The organism is Pedobacter psychrodurus (assembly GCF_032678585.1).
GTDB lineage: Bacteria > Bacteroidota > Bacteroidia > Sphingobacteriales > Sphingobacteriaceae > Pedobacter > Pedobacter psychrodurus_A.
Genome location: NZ_JAVTSN010000012.1, coordinates 87859 through 104720 on the forward strand (window position 1 = coordinate 87859; position 16862 = coordinate 104720).

Below are 16862 nucleotides of genomic sequence, written 5' to 3' on the forward strand. Positions count from 1 at the left end.
TTATTTCTTTCCGGCGAAAGAACGTAACATCCAGGTATTTTTCTCTTTAAACTGCATAAAGCGGTTTACCATATCGTTCGTTCCATCATCACCGGCGGCGTCTGAAGCTTCTAAAAGTTCTCTTTCCAACTCGATCAATGCGGCCATATCGTCTAAAATCGCATCCACCATATCAAGGTCTTTTAAACCAATGGTATCAATCTCCTTAATTTTAGATTCTTTAATATAATCAGCAAAACGGCTATGTGGTGGTTTTCCCAAGGTTAATACACGCTCGGCAATCTCATCAATGGTTAACTGTGCATTGGTATATAATTCTTCGAACTTCACATGAAGCGTAAAAAAGTTTTGTCCTTTGATATTCCAATGGCAACCTCTCAGTTTTTGATAATGGATGTGGTAATTAGCCAGGTAATCGTTTAACAGATCAACCACTGGTTTAACTTCTTTTTCGTTTAAGCTTATTTCTTTAGCGTCCATTTTTTTATGATTTATAATGTGTTTTACTGTCAACGTAACAACCCAAATTTATAAAAGTTTCTCCAATTTTGTCTTTTGAACAATACGTTATTTATTAAACCGTTTAATATTCAACATTAAACGAAACAACCATATTATAAACATTTGTTAATGAATAGCATATCGGATTTACAAAGTTAAAGTCATCTTATTTTTACTTAAAAACGAACAGCACAACTTAAGATGGTTAACAATATTATTCGTATAATTGCTCCCTTTGACTTAAAAATTTACATAAAATAAATGCATAAAATATATTTATCTGCTGTAGTGTTATTTGCTTTAAACATTGCAAATGCCAAAGCCAACACAGCTAGAGACTCTATCGGTGTAGAAAATAATAAAGGCAAAAAACTGATCGTTCACCAAACCGTAGCAAAAGACACTTATTATTCGATCGGGAGAAGGTATAATGTTGCGCCTAAAGACATTATGGCGTTTAACGACAATAAATTCCTTCAGGTTGGGGTAATTATAAAGGTACCTACCAATGTTCCTTTTACCGCAACAGGATCAGCAAACCCTACACCAACGCAAAATGCTTCAACGGGTAATGTGATCGAGCATACCATCAAAGCAAAAGAAAACCTAAACATGCTGGCCGAAAAATATGGCACAACGATAAATGAGATTAAAGCATTTAACAACCTCACCGGAAATAATTTAAGTATCGGTCAGGTTTTAAAAATCCCTGCTAAAATCGGCGAACCAACCGCAACAGCTGCTCCGGTAACACCACCAGCAAAAAATAATACAGAAACACCTCCTGCCAATACACCATCGGCAGATCAAACCATGATCGAGCATACCGTTGCGCCAAAAGAGTTTTTAGGCAAAATAGCCGAAAAATATGGCACCACCGTTGAAGAAGTGAAAAAGGCAAATAACCTGTCGGGGAATAACCTCCGCATTGGGCAGAAGCTTAAAATTCCGGCAACGAAAAATATCGACGAGAATAAGGTTGTAGCTGCAGCAGCCGCTGAAGAAAAACCAGCTCAGGAGAATAAATCTGCGGATGCAGCAGGTTCACATACCGTTTTAAGAAACGAAACCATTTTCACCATCGCTAAACAATATGGTATTACGGCTTATCAGATCAGGAAATTAAATGACTTACCCGATAACGCCATCACTATTGGTCAGGTTTTAAAAGTACCTGGTGGAATTGTTGCCGATGTTCAGGTGCCAAAAGAAAAACAGGCAGAGGCAAAAGTTAAAGAAACACCAGTAGTAAAAGAAGAAAGTTTTATCCATACGGTAGCTACCGGCGAAAATATCTTTTCGATTGCTAAAAAATATAATTTAACGGCATATCAGATCAGAACGGCGAATAAATTGGATGACAATAACATCAAGGTAGATCAAAAACTGATTATACCTAAACCGCCACAACCGAAATCGGTAAACGATGCTTCTAAAGAGGATCAGGAAAATGAACCAGACAGTACAATGGTTAAAGATCCTAAACTCCGCCGCGATCCGAGTGTTTATGGCTTAAGCCAGATCGAAGAAAAAGGCACTGCAGTTTGGATTGCAGATCAGGATCTCGACGGTACAAAAATGTTGGTTTTACACCGAACAGCGCCTGTGGGCAGGGTAATTAAGATTACCAACCCTATGACCAACCGTACCACTTTCGCCAAAGTTGTTGGTAAATTTACAGAGAACGAATCCACAAAAGATGTTATCATTGTAATGACTAAAGCCGTAGCCGATTCGTTGGGTGCTTTAGACAAGCGTTTTTTCTGCAATTTAACTTATAGTGCTCAATGAGTTTGAACAAAAAGCCTTTCATAATTGGTATTGCCGGTGGTAGCGGATCGGGTAAAACATTTTTCTTAAACTGTTTTTTACATCATTTTAAACAAGATGAAGTAACGCTGGTATCGCAGGATGATTATTACATCCCGGCTGGCGACATGACCCAGGAAGAAAATAAATTATACAATTTCGATTTGCCATCAACCATCGATAGTGAACAGTTTTTGAGAGACATTAAGCAGTTGATGAGCGGTGAAGTGGTTTACAAAAAGGAATACAATTTTAATAACCCATTGGCTGTAGTTAAAATTTTAGAGATCAAATCGGCACCAATCATTATTGTTGAAGGTCTTTTTATCCTTCACTTTAAAGAAATTGCTGCATTATTGGACCATACCATTTTTGTTGATGCAGATGAACAGGTAGCCTTAGACCGCCGCATCAAACGTGATGGCCTGGAACGTGGTTATCCAGAAGAAGACGTATTGTACAAATGGCACAATCATGTTGTACCAGCCTATAAAGAGTACCTGCTGCCATATCGTGGCGAATGCAATAAAGTAGTAATGAACAACACCAACGAACCCGACGAAATTATTGCCATTACGGAAGACATTTCGAACGATTTAAGAAATAGTATTTTAGTAGATATACAGTAAACGAAAGAAGTCAAGTTTTAAAAACTTGACTTCTTTTTAATACTAAATTTTGTCATCCTGAGCGTAGTCGAAGGACGTTCATATTCTAAGAGCGTAGTTTGTATCCCCTTAAATACTTAATCCAGCCTCATCTCTGGGATCTCCCCCTCCACCACCAATCTCCCCGCTGTAGATTGTTGTATAAACTCAATACTCACTCCTGGAGCACGTTCCAAAAGTTTAAAACCCCCTTCTGGTAAAATATCCAAAACAGCCAGTTCAGTTACAATCTTTTTGATGCACCTTACACCTGTTAATGGCAGGGAACATTTCGGCAATAACTTACTTTCACCTGCTTTATTGATGTGCTGCATCGCTACAATAATATTTTTGGCCGATGCCACCAGGTCCATCGCCCCACCCATTCCCTTAACCATTTTACCAGGAATTTTCCAGTTGGCAATATCACCGTTTTCTGATACCTCCATGGCCCCTAAAATGGTTAAGTCTACCTTTTGAGCGCGGATCATCCCAAAACTCATTGCCGAATCAAAAATTGATGATCCAGGTAAGGTTGTAATGGTCTGTTTTCCGGCATTAATTAGGTCAGCATCTTCTTCTCCCTCGAAAGGAAATGGCCCCATGCCCAGTAAACCGTTTTCTGATTGTAAGACTACATTAATTCCCTTTGGAATATAATTGGCCACCAAAGTCGGTATGCCGATCCCCAGGTTAACATAGTAGCCATCTTTTATTTCTTTAGCGATGCGTTGTGCAATCTCTTCTTTTAAAAACATAAATTTTGAATGATTGAATTTTGAATGATAGAATGACTGAATCTTCGAATGTACTACTCGACTCCGGACTCCCGACTCCCGACTGCTGACTTCCTCACCGTTTTCCGTTCAATCCTTTTCTCATAATTCTTACCCTGAAAAATCCGGTGCACATAAATGCCGGGTGTATGGATATAATCAGGATCCAGTTCGCCAGCCTCTACCAGTTCTTCTACTTCAGCAATGGTTATTTTACCCGCCATCGCCATTACAGGATTAAAATTCCGGCTGGTTGACCTGAAGATTAAATTACCGGCCGTATCTCCTTTCCAGGCTTTAACAATCGCAAAATCTGCATCAAATGCATACTCCATCAAATAATCCTTACCATCGAAATTGCGTACTTCTTTACCTTCAGCCACTTCGGTACCAACACCTGCGGGTGTAAAAATTGCTGGCATGCCATATCCGGCGGCCAGACATCGCGTAGCTAAAGTTCCCTGCGGAATAAGATCTACTTCAAGTTCACCACTAAGCAACTGCCGTTCAAATTCTGCATTTTCACCTACATAGGAAGAGATCATTTTTTTCACCTGACGCTGTTTCAGCATTAAACCAATGCCGAAATCATCTACTCCGGCATTATTCGAAATACAAGTGAGATTTTTCACCTGTTTGCTTACCAAAGCATTTATACAATTTTCCGGAATCCCGCAAAGGCCAAAACCGCCAAGCATGATGGTAGCACCGTCTGATATGTCCTTGATAGCCTCTTCAGCCCCAGATACCACTTTATTTATCATTTTATGAATTTTTGGTTAGTTCGCTAAATTACAAATTGCCATCAAAAATCCGGCATTTATAATTTTTAAATCTCTTAGGAATATTAATTGATTGGAATTAATCTAAATAACCATTACCTTTGTGCTGCAATGATTTACGAGAGAGAAGAAAGTCTATTCATATTACCCACCGATCCTGAGTTTCAAAAAGGAATGGGTTTTATTTTCAGCTGCACGGCTGAACACAAGAAATGTTGTGAGAAATTTAAAAAAGGTAAACGCTGTAAAAAGTGTCCCGGCAATAAAAAGAAATAAACTTATTTCGCAATTTCTATAATTTTATCGTCGCTCCCATTACTGGTACAGATATAAATTTTCCCTTCTGGCGATTGGCAAACTGCCCTTATTCTACCATAAGTATTTACATAAAAATCTTTTGTTGCCGTAATTTTTGTTTGTGCATCATCCAATTTGAGTTGCATCAATTTAGTGCCTTTTAACACCGCTAACAATAACGAATTTTTAAACTGGGGAATATAATCAGAATTGTAATAGGCTAAACCGCTTGGGGCAATAGTTGGTGTCCAATTGATTAATGGTTCTACTACATTGTTCAAACTGCAGAACGATTGCTCGCCACTTTCATTACAAAAACCTTTGATGTTCGGCCATCCATAATTCCTTCCTTTTTCGATAATATTAATCTCATCATCCGAATCGGGACCGTGCTCAGAAGAAAATATTTTGCTGCCAACCTGAACCAAGCCCTGAGCATTCCGATGCCCTAAAGACCAAACCGGATTATTGGGATAAGGATTATCAGCCGGAATAGAGCCATCTAAATTAATTCTTAGAATCTTACCCGCAAGGGAGTTTATATTTTGAGGATTCGCCGTATCAGAGGCATCGCCAGTGCTGATAAAAAGTTTACCACCACTAATTAACAAACGCGAACCGTTATGGATAGAAGCTGCGGGTATTTGATCCAATAAAGTCTGCGCACTGCTTAAAATCCCACCAGCATAAGTGTAACGCACTACTTTAGCTTTATATGAACTTCCGTAACCGTAAACCACATAAACGTAAGGATTTGAAGAAAAATCAGGGTGGAGCGCCATGCCCAATAAACCACCTTCGCCGTTCGTGCGCACTTCACTTATGGTAAGCAATGGTATAACCTGCCCGGTTGATGGATTTAAACGACTGATTTTACCTGCTTTTTCGGTAAACCAGATAAAATTATCTGGCCCATATACCATTTCCCAAGGCAAACTTAATCCAGAAACAACAACTTTTGATTTTAGTTCTACATCAGGTAAGCTACCTGGATCTTCATTACCATCATTATTCTTTTTGCAAGTTGTGGAAACTATTACCACAAAAAGGCAGAGTAAGATTTTTTTCATAACCGTAACGTTTTAAAAATAACAGCGTTAGGGTTATAAAAGTTTTATTTTTCTAGCTTGCTGTCAGATGATAACATCCGATACCACAACTATACAGGTAGCATAATTTAACCACAGATGGAAAGGATGCACACAGATATAAAATCCGTGTTAATCTGCTTTTATCTGTGGTTAGAACCTTTAACTTAATGACATTCGTTTTGAGCCTGCGCTCGTTTTAACGCGTGCATAAACAATCTTGCGATTTTATCGCAAATATTGTTTTCAGCGTGTCAAATGGTAACGTCTGACACCATATAAAGAAACATCGTCATTGCGAGGCACGAAGCAATCCTAATGCGATCGCTACTGCCCAAAGTTTTAACATCACTTTGTAATTTGCAATGAAGAAATGTACGAATGGCCAATCGATGAAATCACATCATCCATTTTCCATCTCACATCATCCATCAATTCAAATACACATAGGTAATCCCATCTCCTCCTCTATCCGCATGTTCATCTTCAATCCTATTCACCTGACTATATTTCCTTAAATACTCCCTGATCATTTTTCTCAAAATCCCATCCCCTTTACCATGAATGAGTTTAATAGATGGGAAACCAAGCATAATGGCTTTATCAAGGTACTTTTCCACTTCGAACAGCGCATCTTCTGTACGTTTACCACGGAGATCCAGTTCGGCCCTAAAACCTGAAACCGCATCGTTCATGCGCCCGGCAAAAGAACTTGCACTGCTTTGGATTACCTTTTTCGCTTCCTTATTACTTACTTTCTGAACGCGGTTTTTCTTTACTGTTGATCTTAAATCGCCAATTGCCAAAACCAGTTCATTGCGGTTCATCTCTAAAACCTGACCAATGGTTTCACTATCGGTAAATTTCACTAAATCACCAACTTCTATTTCACCCCCAATAACCACCTGTACTGGCTTCGGACGTTCTTTTGGTTCGGTATTTTTTACCAGTTCCCTTTGCAAATTCTGGCGGAGCTCTTTGGTTACCTCTTTATCAGCCTGCTTTTCTTTAATCTCAGCAATTGTATTTTCGACCAGTTTATTGGCATTTTTAATGATATTCTGCGCCTCTTGCTTCGCCTCCTTAATCAGCACTTTCCGGTTCTCTTCTAAAAAGCTCTTTAACTTTTCATTTTCTGCCACCAGGTTTTTCGCTTTATTCTGTTGATTGGCTAAACTTACCTTAGCATCATAAACATTTTTCTTCTCCCGTTCCAAATCAACCAACATCGTATCTACTCTGTTTTGGTTAGAACCTGTTTTTTCTCTGGCCAATTGGATCACCTCTTTTGGCAATCCAATATTCTGAGCAATTTCAAATGCATAAGAACTACCGGGTTTGCCCATTTCCAGGATGTAAAGCGGTTTCATTTTCGCATTATCAAAAAGCATCGAGGCATTTTCCAATCCTGGTGTATTGCCAGCAAAAAGCTTTAAGTTAGAATAGTGCGTAGTGATTACTCCCCTAACCTTTTTATTATTCAATACTTCTAAAACAGCCTCAGCCATTGGTCCGCCAAATTGCGGATCGGTACCTGTACCAAACTCATCAATCAGCACCATGGTTTTTGGCGAAGCATGTTCTACAAAATAACGCATCTTTTTCAAGTGTGCGCTGTAGGTACTCAAATCGCTTTCAATCGACTGATCATCGCCTATATCGGAAAAAATATTTTCGAAAATCCCCACTTCACTATTGGCATCAACCGGGATCAGCAAACCCGTTTGCAACATAATCTGTAATAAACCAACAGTTTTCATACAAACCGATTTACCACCTGCATTTGGCCCTGATACCAATACCACCCGCGTCTCGGCATCAATGTGGATATTTAATGGTGTAACACTTTTCTTTTCGGCTGCAAACGAGATTGCTAACAAAGGATGTCTTGCATTAATCAGCTTGGTTTTGGGCTCTTTTAACAAACCTGGCATTTCCGCCTCAATATCCAATGCAAACAAAGCCTTGGCACGAACAAAATCGAGTTTCGTCAGAAAACCATGATAGGAGAGCAACAACGGAGAATATGGCCGCAGATCATCTGTTAAAGCAATCAAAATTTTGATAATTTCACGTCGCTTATCAAATTCTAAGTCACGCAGTTTATTATTTAAGGTAAAAACTTCCTCTGGTTCGATATAAACCGTTTGTCCGGTGGCAGATTCATCGTGCACAAAACCCTTTAGCTTACGTTTGTTTTCTGCCAAAACCGGAATACACATCCTGCCATCACGAATGGTTAAACTTCCATCGGCAACCCAATTATTGGCAATGGCCTGTTTGTAAATAGAATCCATTCGTTTGCGCACATCCTGCTCGGCTTTCGATATGGCAGAAGTGATCTCCTGCAATTCTTTCGATGCATTGGGTTTGATTTTTCCTTTGGCATCAATTACGGTTTCTATTTTGCGGAGGATCGTTTTTTCGATCGGTAAATGCTCAAATAAAGCTTCTAGCGTAGGATAAACTTCTGCTCTTTCCTCAAAAAAACGCAATACAGAAAAAACAGTCTGCAAGGAAGTATACACCTGAAACCACTCGTCTTCTAATAGATAAGTGCCTTCTACCCTGATTTTTTCAACCAGCGATTTAATATCAAAAAAGGTATTGATCTGTAAGGGCTCCTGATTTTGCAGGATACTCTTAAATTCGTTTGTTTGGCGTAAAAATTTATCAATTTGATCAAAACGGTTCATCACCTGCATCTTTTCCACCATTGTTTGGCCCATGGGGCTCAAACAATGTTTGCTGATCAGTTGCCTGATTTCGACAAAACCTAAACGTTCTAAACAATTTTCGGGATATAACATATTATTGTACTACGGCTGGAGATGAAACAAGTTCCAGCGCTCCAGTTTTTTTTATATTAATGAGTGAATCGGCCTGTTTTTTCTTTTTGGCGATTGCGGCAACGGCCTTAACCTTTGATAAAGAATCCGGTTTCATTTTTTTTCTGATCGCAAGAGAATCGGCCTTAAATTTCTTGGCGATAACCAATGAATCCGCTTTAAATTTCTTTTTCTTGATCATTTTATCGGCTATACCAACCGCTTTTTTCTGTTGGGCAAAAGATTTTTGTATATTCTTATATATGGCTTCCAGTGCTTTGGGGTTGGTATTATACCAAATCAAACTTTTATTGTATTCGGCAGAATCTGTTCCGAATTTTTTATAAATCCCTTTATAATAAGCCGCTGCTACCTTCTTTGCCGAGTCTACAACGTAAATAGTAGAAATGTAGCCATCAACCAGGTGCATATCGTATAAAATCTTTTCCATTTTATCAGGTTTAATAATGCCATCAGGTATGCCTGGTTTGCAGCCAAACCATAATATAGCTGTCATTAAAACCCATATTAATCTCTTCATGCTGAATTAAAATATTATTTTTTGCCCAAATTGCGGCAAGGTTATTAATTTTACCAAAAATAGTTATAAATGAGCATAGCTGATAATCTTAAACAATATAAAAACGAAGTTGAATCAGACGGGGTTAAACTAATTGCAGTTTCAAAAACACAACCAATAGAATCAATTTTAGAAGCATACCATGCCGGACAACGCATTTTTGGAGAAAACCATGTGCAGGAAATGGTTGATAAAGAAGCACAACTTCCTAAGGATATAGAATGGCACTTAATTGGTCATTTACAAAGCAATAAGGTAAAATATATTGCCCCTTTTGTAAAACTTATTCATGGAGTAGACAGCCTGAAATTACTTCAGGAAATCAATAAACAGGCAGCAAAAAACAAACGTATAATCGACTGCTTATTACAGGTTTATATCGCTGATGAAGATACTAAATTCGGACTTGGTTTTGATGAAGTGATCGAACTGCTTCGCGACGAGGCATTCGCAGAATTAAAGAACATCCGCATTGTGGGTTTAATGGGCATTGCCACCAATACCAAAAACGAAAAACAGATTACCGTTGAGTTTCACGAACTGAAAGTATTCTTTGATGGCATAAAAGTGAGTTTCTTCCGCAAAGACGATGCTTTTAAAGAAATATCAACCGGAATGAGCGCCGATTATAAAATCGCAATCGAGGAAGGAAGTACAATGGTGCGCATTGGCAGCAGTATTTTTGGAAAAAGGGTAATTAAACATTTTAAGAACGACATTTCGGCGAACTAATATGGATTTTAACATCAGATTTGCAGTTGCAAATGACTGCCCAAGAATATTGGAACTGATTAACGAGCTGGCCGTTTATGAGCGCGCTCCCGAAGAAGTAACGGTTTCTTTAGACCACTTTATCGATGCTGGTTTTGGGGAAAAACCGGTATGGAAAGCTTACGTGGCCGAAGTAGACCACATCATTGTTGGTTTTGCATTATACTATACCCGCTACTCCACCTGGAAAGGCTGCAGGTTATACCTCGAAGATTTTATCGTTACAGAAGAATTTAGAGGGAAAGGTGTTGGCAAAGTATTATTTGAAAAGGTAATGGAAGAAGCTAAAAATGGCAATTACAGCGGCATGGTTTGGCAAGTATTAGACTGGAATGAACCTGCAATTAACTTCTACAATAAATATAAAGCACATTTAGAAAGCGGATGGTTAAACGCAGCTTTCTCTAAAGAACAAATCAAGGCATTTTAATATGGATATTTTTAAGTTTGGTGGTGCCTCGGTAAAAGATGCAGATGGAGTAAAAAATCTGGCCAATATAGTCCGCGATTACAAAAAAGGGAACTTGTTGATTGTAATTTCTGCCATGGGCAAAATCACCAATAAATTAGAAGAGCTTACCCATGCTTTCCTATCGCAAAATGATGAAGCACATGCTATTTTTGACGAAATTAAACATTTCCATTTCAATATTATAGATCAACTTTTTCAGGGCAAACACCATCCTGTTTACGATGATGTGGCCAATACCTTTGTAGAAATTGATTGGCTGATTGAGGACGAACCGGATAACAATCCCGATTACATTTACGATCAGATTGTATCCATCGGTGAAGTGGTTTCCACCAAAATTGTTGCCGCCTGGTTAAATGAAACCGGTAATAAGGCGCTTTGGGCAGATGCAAGAAATTATATCCAAACCGATAATACCTATCGCGAAGGAAAGGTAGACTGGACCAAAACCAATCAGATCATCCAAAAAGATTTATTGCCACTTTTAACCGATAACATTATTGTAACGCAAGGTTTTATAGGTGGAACAAGTGAAAATTATACTACAACTTTGGGCCGCGAGGGATCTGATTATTCGGCCGCTATATTTGCATCTTGCTTAGACGCCGCTGCATTAACCATCTGGAAAGACGTTCCAGGGGTATTAAATGCAGATCCGAAATGGTTTGATGAAACGGAAAAAATTGCCCAGCTTTCTTACCATGATGCCATAGAACTTACCTATTATGGTGCAACTGTAATTCACCCAAAAACCATAAAGCCACTCCAAAATAAAGGTATTCCGCTATTTGTACGTTCGTTTATCCAGCCAGAAGGAACAGGAACAGCCATTACCAAAGACAATAATCCATTGCCTATCCCCTCTTTTATATTTAAGGTTAACCAGGCATTAATTTCAATTTTTCCGAAAGACTATTCCTTTATCATTGAAGAAAACCTGAGCAATATCTTCGAACTTTTCCATAAACACAAGATCAAAATAAATACCATGCTCAACTCAGCGATCAGCTTTTCGGTAAGTATTGATGACCACCCTACCCAGATTGAAAAGTTAATTAATGACCTTGCGGAAGAGTTTACGGTGAAGTATAATAAAGGATTGGAACTGGTAACCATCCGTTATTACAATCAACAAACCATCGATCGCGTAACGGTTGAAAAAGAAATTTTACTGGAAGTAAAAAGCCGCCATACCTGCCAGATGGTAATGAAGAACAAATAGTTAAAAATCCGGAGTCTAATGTCCGAGTTTGAAAGTAATGAGTCCATCTTGATACTTGCTACTCACTACTCGATACGCATAACTCGATACTCACTACTTAATACTCGATACCAAAAAATGAACAACAACCTTTTAGCCAAATCAATCCAGGATTACATCAACGCAAATTTAAATGCAGATGTCAATCAGATTGCTTTAGCTAAAAGTCCGTTTGAAGGTATTGCTGCTGCCGAATTGGCTACGCAGATTACCGCTAAAAAGAAATCTGAAAAGAAATTACCAACCTGGTTTAATACCAAAGCGATATATTATCCCCCGGTACTTTCCATTGAGCAAACTTCTTCTGAAATTACGGCCGCTTATAAATCGAAACTGGCCAAAGGCGAAACGTTAATTGATGTTACCGGTGGATTTGGAGTTGATGCCTATTATTTCTCAAAAAAAGTAAAAGCCGTCACGCATTGTGAAATCAATCCCGAATTATCTGAAATCGCAAAGCACAATGCACAATCGCTAAATGCCACTAATATTACATTTAGGGCCGAAGATGGCATTGCCTACCTTCAAACTATTAAAGAACACTTCGATACTATTTATGTAGATCCTGCCCGCAGGGCCGAAAAGGGCAAGGTTTTTATGCTGAATGACTGCACACCTGATATTGTGAGTAATTTAGAGACATTGCTAGAGAAAGCAAATAGGATAATCATCAAAACAGCACCCTTACTCGATATTTCAGCAGGATTACAAGAACTTAAGCAAGTAAGCGAAATCCATATTGTAAGCGTCAAGAATGAGTGTAAAGAACTTTTATGGGTGATCGATAAGGAATTTGATCAGGAGACCAAAATCATTGCCGTAACTTTAAATAGCGAGGTCGAGAAAAATTTCACATTCTTCAGATCATCGGCTGATTCGTCGGTACAGTTTGCAGATGGCTTAGCTACTGGCGATTATTTATACGAACCAGACGCAGCTTTATTAAAGTCAGGAGCCTTTAATTTAATTGGCTCAACATATGATATTTTAAAGCTTCACCCCCAAACGCAGTTATTTACTTCAGCTACAGTAAATAAAGATTTCCCTGGAAGAATATTTAAAATTGAAACGGTATTAACTACCAATGACTTCAAAAAGCTTGAAAATTTAAAAGGAAATGTAATTGTTCGCAATTATCCCGCTAAACCTGAAGACCTCGTCAAAAAATACAAAATCAAAGCAGATCAAAATCAGTTTTTGATTTTCACCAAAATCGCTAATGGCGAGAATATCATTATTAAAGCCTCAATCATTCAATATTATTAGGTCGTCATTCTGAGGGCTAATTTATTGTATATAAACCAATATAAATGACGTTTAGCAACTAGTTTTATGCGCTATGCGATTCCCCTCTTCAGAGGGGTGTCCGCAGGACGGGGTGTTTTTCTCCTTGCCGTACGGAAGTTAATGTGATAGATAAATTGCTTATTAATAGCAGATTACGAAATAACTTCAATGGAAGCGCAGTGAAGAATCCTTCATTTACAAAAAATGTTAAATCTACAACCGACTATATGTTTTTTGAAAAGCAGGTTCAGAAGCTTTTGGGTCATTACAGCCCCGCTCCCGCTTCTGCCGATGAAAATATCGGCATCTCGCTAAGATCGGGTTTAACTGGCTTAAATAGTGCTGCTATTGTCTGTAAAATAAACCCGACCGACAGCGTTATCCCGATTTAAGTATCTATTTTTTTTATTTGCAGAGAATTTCAATCGGGATTAAGCAAAGGGCGGGACTGCCCTAACCGATTGCCACAGCAATTGCTTTTCAAAAAAAATAAATTAATCATAACCAAGCATTTAATATTCTCGTGTTGTCATTCTGAACGCAGTGAAGAATCTGCTTTGCATTAGCACTAGCTAAATGAACCTAAAACTTTGAACGTAGCAAGGTTTGATCGTTCTGTTTTTCATCGGTTAGAGATCCTTCGCCGGGCTCCGGATGACAATACGGTATAACCTAAAAAGCCTTTCAAAAGAAAGGCTTTTTCAAGGGATTGGAGAAATAAGTATTTTATTGCTTAAACTTTTTTGACGTTTACGGCCTGTAAACCTTTTCTGCCTTCAGCTACTTCAAATTCTACTGTGTCGTTTTCTTTCAAGCTTTCGATTCCACCTAAAACATCTTTAAAATGTACAAATAAATCTTTATTGTCTTCTTGCACAATAAATCCAAAGCCTTTTTGAGTGTTAAACCACTTAACTTTTCCGGTTGCCATAAAAAAATAAAAAATTGTATAAAATAAATAAACCTTTTACGCTTTGATCAGCATTTTATTCAACCGATTGACTATTAAAGCAAATAAAACAATCAGTTTGAGCGTTAATATTGACACAAAACTACCAAATATAATAATTTACGCATGCAATACAACGGTAATTTGGCCATTCAACAATAATGTTGCGTTCGAAAAGAAATTATGGCTCAATTATTTATTGGGTTGTGGTGTAGTACGTAAATAAGGTTTAATTACTTTATGTCCTTTAGGAAATTTGGCAGGGATATCTTCTGTCTTGATACTATTTACCACAATTACATCTTCACCATCTTTCCAATCTGCCGGAGTAGCTACGCTATAATTCGCAGTAAGTTGCAAAGAATCAATTACACGCAATACTTCGTTAAAGTTTCTTCCTGTAGATGCAGGATAAGTAATGGTCAATTTCACTTTTTTATCAGGGCTGATTACGAAAAGCGATCTAACCGTTAATGTTTCCGAAGCATTTGGGTGGATCATATCATACAGATTGGCAACCGTTTTATCCGGATCGGCAATAATCGGAAACTCAACAGAAGTATTTTGTGTTTCGTTAATATCATTGATCCAACCTTTATGCGACTCTGCCGTATCTACGCTTAACGCCAATACCTTAACGTTTCTTTTTTCGAACTCTCCTTTTAACGCTGCAGTCCTTCCCAATTCAGTGGTACAAACAGGTGTATAATCTGCCGGATGAGAGAACAGTACGCCCCAGCTATCGCCCAGATAATCGTAAAAATCTATTTCGCCAATGGATGTATTAGCCTGGAAATTTGGCGCGGTATCGCCTAGTCTTATGCTCATAATATTCTTTATTTTAAGTTGATTGAAAACAAATTTAAACAATAGTATAGTAAATACATAGACATAATATTATTTTAAGACGCCTAAATTACAATTGCAACAAAAAACCCTGAAGAATTTAATCAACAGGGCTTAAGAATATTAATTTGTTTGGGGTGTTTAATTATAAGCTTTGATCATGAAAACATAATCTTGTAGTTTTTCAATTTGTTTTGTGCGCTTCAGACCAGACAAAGTACTTTTCTTATTCGCAGAAAGTTTGTTTTTCCCTAACGAATCCTGTGGAATAGCCCGCATGGCTTCTAAGATATATTTGGATTTAACAGCAAATGCTGCACCCTCTGTTTGATCTGGCTTGCTACTGATAATTCCAACTAAATTACCGTTATTATCTAAAACCGGACCGCCACTATTCCCTGGATTTACAGCGATAGCAACTTGATATTGAGTAGTATCACCAATAAATCCATTTTTAGAACTTACATAACCTTCACCTAAAACCGCATCATCTTTTGGATACCCTAAGGTATATACCATTTCGCCAATACTACTGGTACTTCTTTTAATGGTATAAGGCAATGATGAAAGATTAGCAAAATTTTTATCGCTTATTTTTAAAATAGCGATATCATTTTGAGGATCGGTATAAACAGACTTAACTTTAAATGACTCGCCTTTACTATTTTGAACATAAAGTGAATCTGCACCATTAATCACATGAAGATTGGTTAAAATATATCCATTAGAAGAAATAGCAAAACCGGTCCCGCCAACACTGTTTTGAACCGCAGGTTTTCCAACAGCAGCCGATGTACTGTTTATTTTTCTGATTAGGCTATTTTGAGTTTTTATCGCTTTATTTACCTGACTACTTAGTAACACCAGTTGTTCTTTTTGTCTGGTATTGTGCTGAATAGAATATACAGAAACCAACGACAATACTAAAAAAGAAGCAGCAACCGCTATAGCAGATCTATGTTGACGCCATAACTGTACCACACGCGATGGATGTGGCCTTAAAGTTGAAGCTAAAGCCTCCACATCAATTTCTAAATGAATCTGGTTCAATTGCTCTTTTAAACGCAACTGCCCGGCAAACGCTCCCATAGATTCTAAAAAGAACTTATGCGAAACTACCTTATGATCTACCGTGGCATCATTACGACGTAACTGTTCAAAAGCTTCAGTTTCCTGTGCATTAAGTTTACCTAAAAGATAATCTTCAATAATTGCATCTAACTCCAAATCGTTTCTCATTTCAATTATTAGGGTTGAAAAAATATTTTCTTTAACCTCTGCAGGCATTTGTATTTCTGTGTTTTTGCGTTATCAGTATTGGTATAACCAAACTTCTCACAGATATCCTGCATGGATAAATTGTGGATATAAAAATCCTGAATAATGGTTTTGCAAGGTTCGCCCAGATGATCAAGTGCCGATTGCATTTTTACAAATTGCATATCTTTTTCTTCGTGTTCCTCTACATCCTCTTCAACAGCAAATACATCTTCATAATCGGTAATATTGCCAGCCTTTTTGCTATTTTGGCTAAGTTTCTTTAACCAGATCCGCCGGCAAACCGAATAAATATAGGTTTTCAGTTTGCTGCTGAGCTCGAAGTTACCTTCCTTAATTTTGTTATATAAAACAATTATCGCTTCCTGATAAACATCTTTTGCATCATCTTCGTCCCCATTATTATTGAGAATAAATTGCAAAATCATCGCATAATAAGCTTTGTATAACTTGTTAAGTGCATCTTCAGAGTTATTTAGAATACCTAAAATAACCTCTCTATCTGTTGGAACTGAACTCTTTAAACTGTTATTCACTAGTTAATACATTTTTCGATAAATAGTAACCCAATATTAGACAAAAAAATATTTATAGCTACTATAATTGCTTAATACAAACTTATACCAAACGGTAACCCAAAGGAGGGCTAAAAAATATTTTAACTTTTTTTCAAATTATCGGGTTACCTTT

At 37.7% G+C, this 16862-nt stretch carries 16 protein-coding genes; 6 read left to right on the plus strand and 10 right to left on the minus strand.

The features are described 5' to 3' along the window. Nucleotides 1-480 carry a DNA starvation/stationary phase protection protein gene (locus R2S57_RS10105; RefSeq protein WP_316844926.1) on the minus strand — a complete coding sequence of 160 codons (480 nt, stop codon included), beginning with the start codon at nt 478-480 and terminating at the stop codon, nt 1-3. Between the two features lie 282 nt (nt 481-762). Here R2S57_RS10105 and R2S57_RS10110 point away from each other — a divergent pair, with 282 nt between their 5' ends. Both R2S57_RS10110 and R2S57_RS10115 read left to right on the plus strand, forming a co-directional pair. After that, nucleotides 763-2292, plus strand: coding sequence for a LysM peptidoglycan-binding domain-containing protein (locus tag R2S57_RS10110; protein ID WP_316844927.1), 1530 nt, complete (start codon nt 763-765; stop codon nt 2290-2292). A 2-nt stretch (nt 2293-2294) separates the two neighbouring features. Beyond that, nucleotides 2295-2939: a uridine kinase gene (locus R2S57_RS10115; protein WP_316844975.1), complete on the plus strand. Its 645-nt coding sequence runs from the start codon at nt 2295-2297 to the stop codon at nt 2937-2939. 116 nt (nt 2940-3055) lie between these two features. On the opposite strand, the gene R2S57_RS10120 is transcribed toward R2S57_RS10115, so the two are convergent. The 5 genes from R2S57_RS10120 to R2S57_RS10140 all read right to left on the minus strand — a co-directional run bounded on the left by R2S57_RS10120 (nt 3056) and on the right by R2S57_RS10140 (nt 9245). Then, nucleotides 3056-3715 (minus strand): CoA transferase subunit B, encoded by a 660-nt coding sequence (locus R2S57_RS10120; protein WP_316844928.1) that lies wholly within the window; start codon nt 3713-3715, stop codon nt 3056-3058. 53 nt (nt 3716-3768) lie between these two features. Continuing rightward, nucleotides 3769-4497, minus strand: a complete 729-nt coding sequence (locus R2S57_RS10125; protein WP_316844929.1) for a CoA transferase subunit A — start codon at nt 4495-4497, stop codon at nt 3769-3771. Between the two features lie 296 nt (nt 4498-4793). Then, a complete protein-coding gene (locus tag R2S57_RS10130; protein ID WP_316844930.1) occupies nt 4794-5882 on the minus strand; it encodes a PQQ-dependent sugar dehydrogenase in 1089 nt (362 codons plus the stop codon). 449 nt (nt 5883-6331) lie between these two features. Next, nucleotides 6332-8710: an endonuclease MutS2 gene (locus R2S57_RS10135; protein ID WP_316844931.1), complete on the minus strand. Its 2379-nt coding sequence runs from the start codon at nt 8708-8710 to the stop codon at nt 6332-6334. Between the two features lies 1 nt (nt 8711). Further along, the gene (locus R2S57_RS10140; RefSeq protein WP_316844932.1) at nt 8712-9245 is read right to left on the minus strand and encodes a DUF4296 domain-containing protein; all 534 of its coding nucleotides are present in this window, start codon (nt 9243-9245) and stop codon (nt 8712-8714) included. Between the two features lie 93 nt (nt 9246-9338). On the opposite strand from R2S57_RS10140, the gene R2S57_RS10145 reads away from it, so the two are divergent. The 4 genes from R2S57_RS10145 (at nt 9339) to R2S57_RS10160 (ending at nt 13078) form a co-directional block, all read left to right on the plus strand. Next, complete coding sequence (locus R2S57_RS10145; protein ID WP_316844933.1) at nt 9339-10040, plus strand: YggS family pyridoxal phosphate-dependent enzyme; 702 nt, start codon at nt 9339-9341, stop codon at nt 10038-10040. A 1-nt stretch (nt 10041) separates the two neighbouring features. Beyond that, nucleotides 10042-10509, plus strand: coding sequence for a GNAT family N-acetyltransferase (locus R2S57_RS10150; RefSeq protein ID WP_316844934.1), 468 nt, complete (start codon nt 10042-10044; stop codon nt 10507-10509). 1 nt (nt 10510) lies between these two features. Further along, entirely contained in the window at nt 10511-11773 is a 1263-nt protein-coding gene (locus R2S57_RS10155; RefSeq protein WP_316844935.1) for an aspartate kinase, read from the plus strand. A gap of 117 nt (nt 11774-11890) precedes the next feature. Then, nucleotides 11891-13078, plus strand: coding sequence for a class I SAM-dependent methyltransferase (locus tag R2S57_RS10160; protein WP_316844936.1), 1188 nt, complete (start codon nt 11891-11893; stop codon nt 13076-13078). A 754-nt stretch (nt 13079-13832) separates the two neighbouring features. On the opposite strand, the gene R2S57_RS10165 is transcribed toward R2S57_RS10160, so the two are convergent. From R2S57_RS10165 to R2S57_RS10180, 4 genes are all read right to left on the minus strand, one after another. Continuing rightward, nucleotides 13833-14030: a cold-shock protein gene (locus tag R2S57_RS10165; protein WP_029276380.1), complete on the minus strand. Its 198-nt coding sequence runs from the start codon at nt 14028-14030 to the stop codon at nt 13833-13835. 210 nt (nt 14031-14240) lie between these two features. Next, a complete protein-coding gene (locus R2S57_RS10170; protein ID WP_316844937.1) occupies nt 14241-14876 on the minus strand; it encodes a peroxiredoxin in 636 nt (211 codons plus the stop codon). A 159-nt stretch (nt 14877-15035) separates the two neighbouring features. Further along, nucleotides 15036-16133: a S1C family serine protease gene (locus tag R2S57_RS10175; RefSeq protein ID WP_316844938.1), complete on the minus strand. Its 1098-nt coding sequence runs from the start codon at nt 16131-16133 to the stop codon at nt 15036-15038. An 8-nt stretch (nt 16134-16141) separates the two neighbouring features. Beyond that, on the minus strand, nt 16142-16708 hold the full coding sequence (locus R2S57_RS10180; RefSeq protein WP_316844939.1) for a sigma-70 family RNA polymerase sigma factor: 567 nt from the start codon (nt 16706-16708) through the stop codon (nt 16142-16144). Between the last annotated feature and the right edge of the window lie 154 nt (nt 16709-16862).

Coding starts and splice junctions, on each gene's coding strand:
- R2S57_RS10165 (WP_029276380.1), bottom strand. CDS start 14,030: ATGGCAACCGGAAAAGTTAAGTGGTTTAACACTCAAAAAGGCTTTGGA.
- R2S57_RS10130 (WP_316844930.1), bottom strand. CDS start 5,882: ATGAAAAAAATCTTACTCTGCCTTTTTGTGGTAATAGTTTCCACAACT.
- R2S57_RS10135 (WP_316844931.1), bottom strand. CDS start 8,710: ATGTTATATCCCGAAAATTGTTTAGAACGTTTAGGTTTTGTCGAAATC.
- R2S57_RS10105 (WP_316844926.1), bottom strand. CDS start 480: ATGGACGCTAAAGAAATAAGCTTAAACGAAAAAGAAGTTAAACCAGTG.
- R2S57_RS10110 (WP_316844927.1), top strand. CDS start 763: ATGCATAAAATATATTTATCTGCTGTAGTGTTATTTGCTTTAAACATT.
- R2S57_RS10125 (WP_316844929.1), bottom strand. CDS start 4,497: ATGATAAATAAAGTGGTATCTGGGGCTGAAGAGGCTATCAAGGACATA.
- R2S57_RS10140 (WP_316844932.1), bottom strand. CDS start 9,245: ATGACAGCTATATTATGGTTTGGCTGCAAACCAGGCATACCTGATGGC.
- R2S57_RS10155 (WP_316844935.1), top strand. CDS start 10,511: ATGGATATTTTTAAGTTTGGTGGTGCCTCGGTAAAAGATGCAGATGGA.
- R2S57_RS10120 (WP_316844928.1), bottom strand. CDS start 3,715: ATGTTTTTAAAAGAAGAGATTGCACAACGCATCGCTAAAGAAATAAAA.
- R2S57_RS10175 (WP_316844938.1), bottom strand. CDS start 16,133: ATGAGAAACGATTTGGAGTTAGATGCAATTATTGAAGATTATCTTTTA.
- R2S57_RS10150 (WP_316844934.1), top strand. CDS start 10,042: ATGGATTTTAACATCAGATTTGCAGTTGCAAATGACTGCCCAAGAATA.
- R2S57_RS10160 (WP_316844936.1), top strand. CDS start 11,891: ATGAACAACAACCTTTTAGCCAAATCAATCCAGGATTACATCAACGCA.
- R2S57_RS10145 (WP_316844933.1), top strand. CDS start 9,339: ATGAGCATAGCTGATAATCTTAAACAATATAAAAACGAAGTTGAATCA.
- R2S57_RS10170 (WP_316844937.1), bottom strand. CDS start 14,876: ATGAGCATAAGACTAGGCGATACCGCGCCAAATTTCCAGGCTAATACA.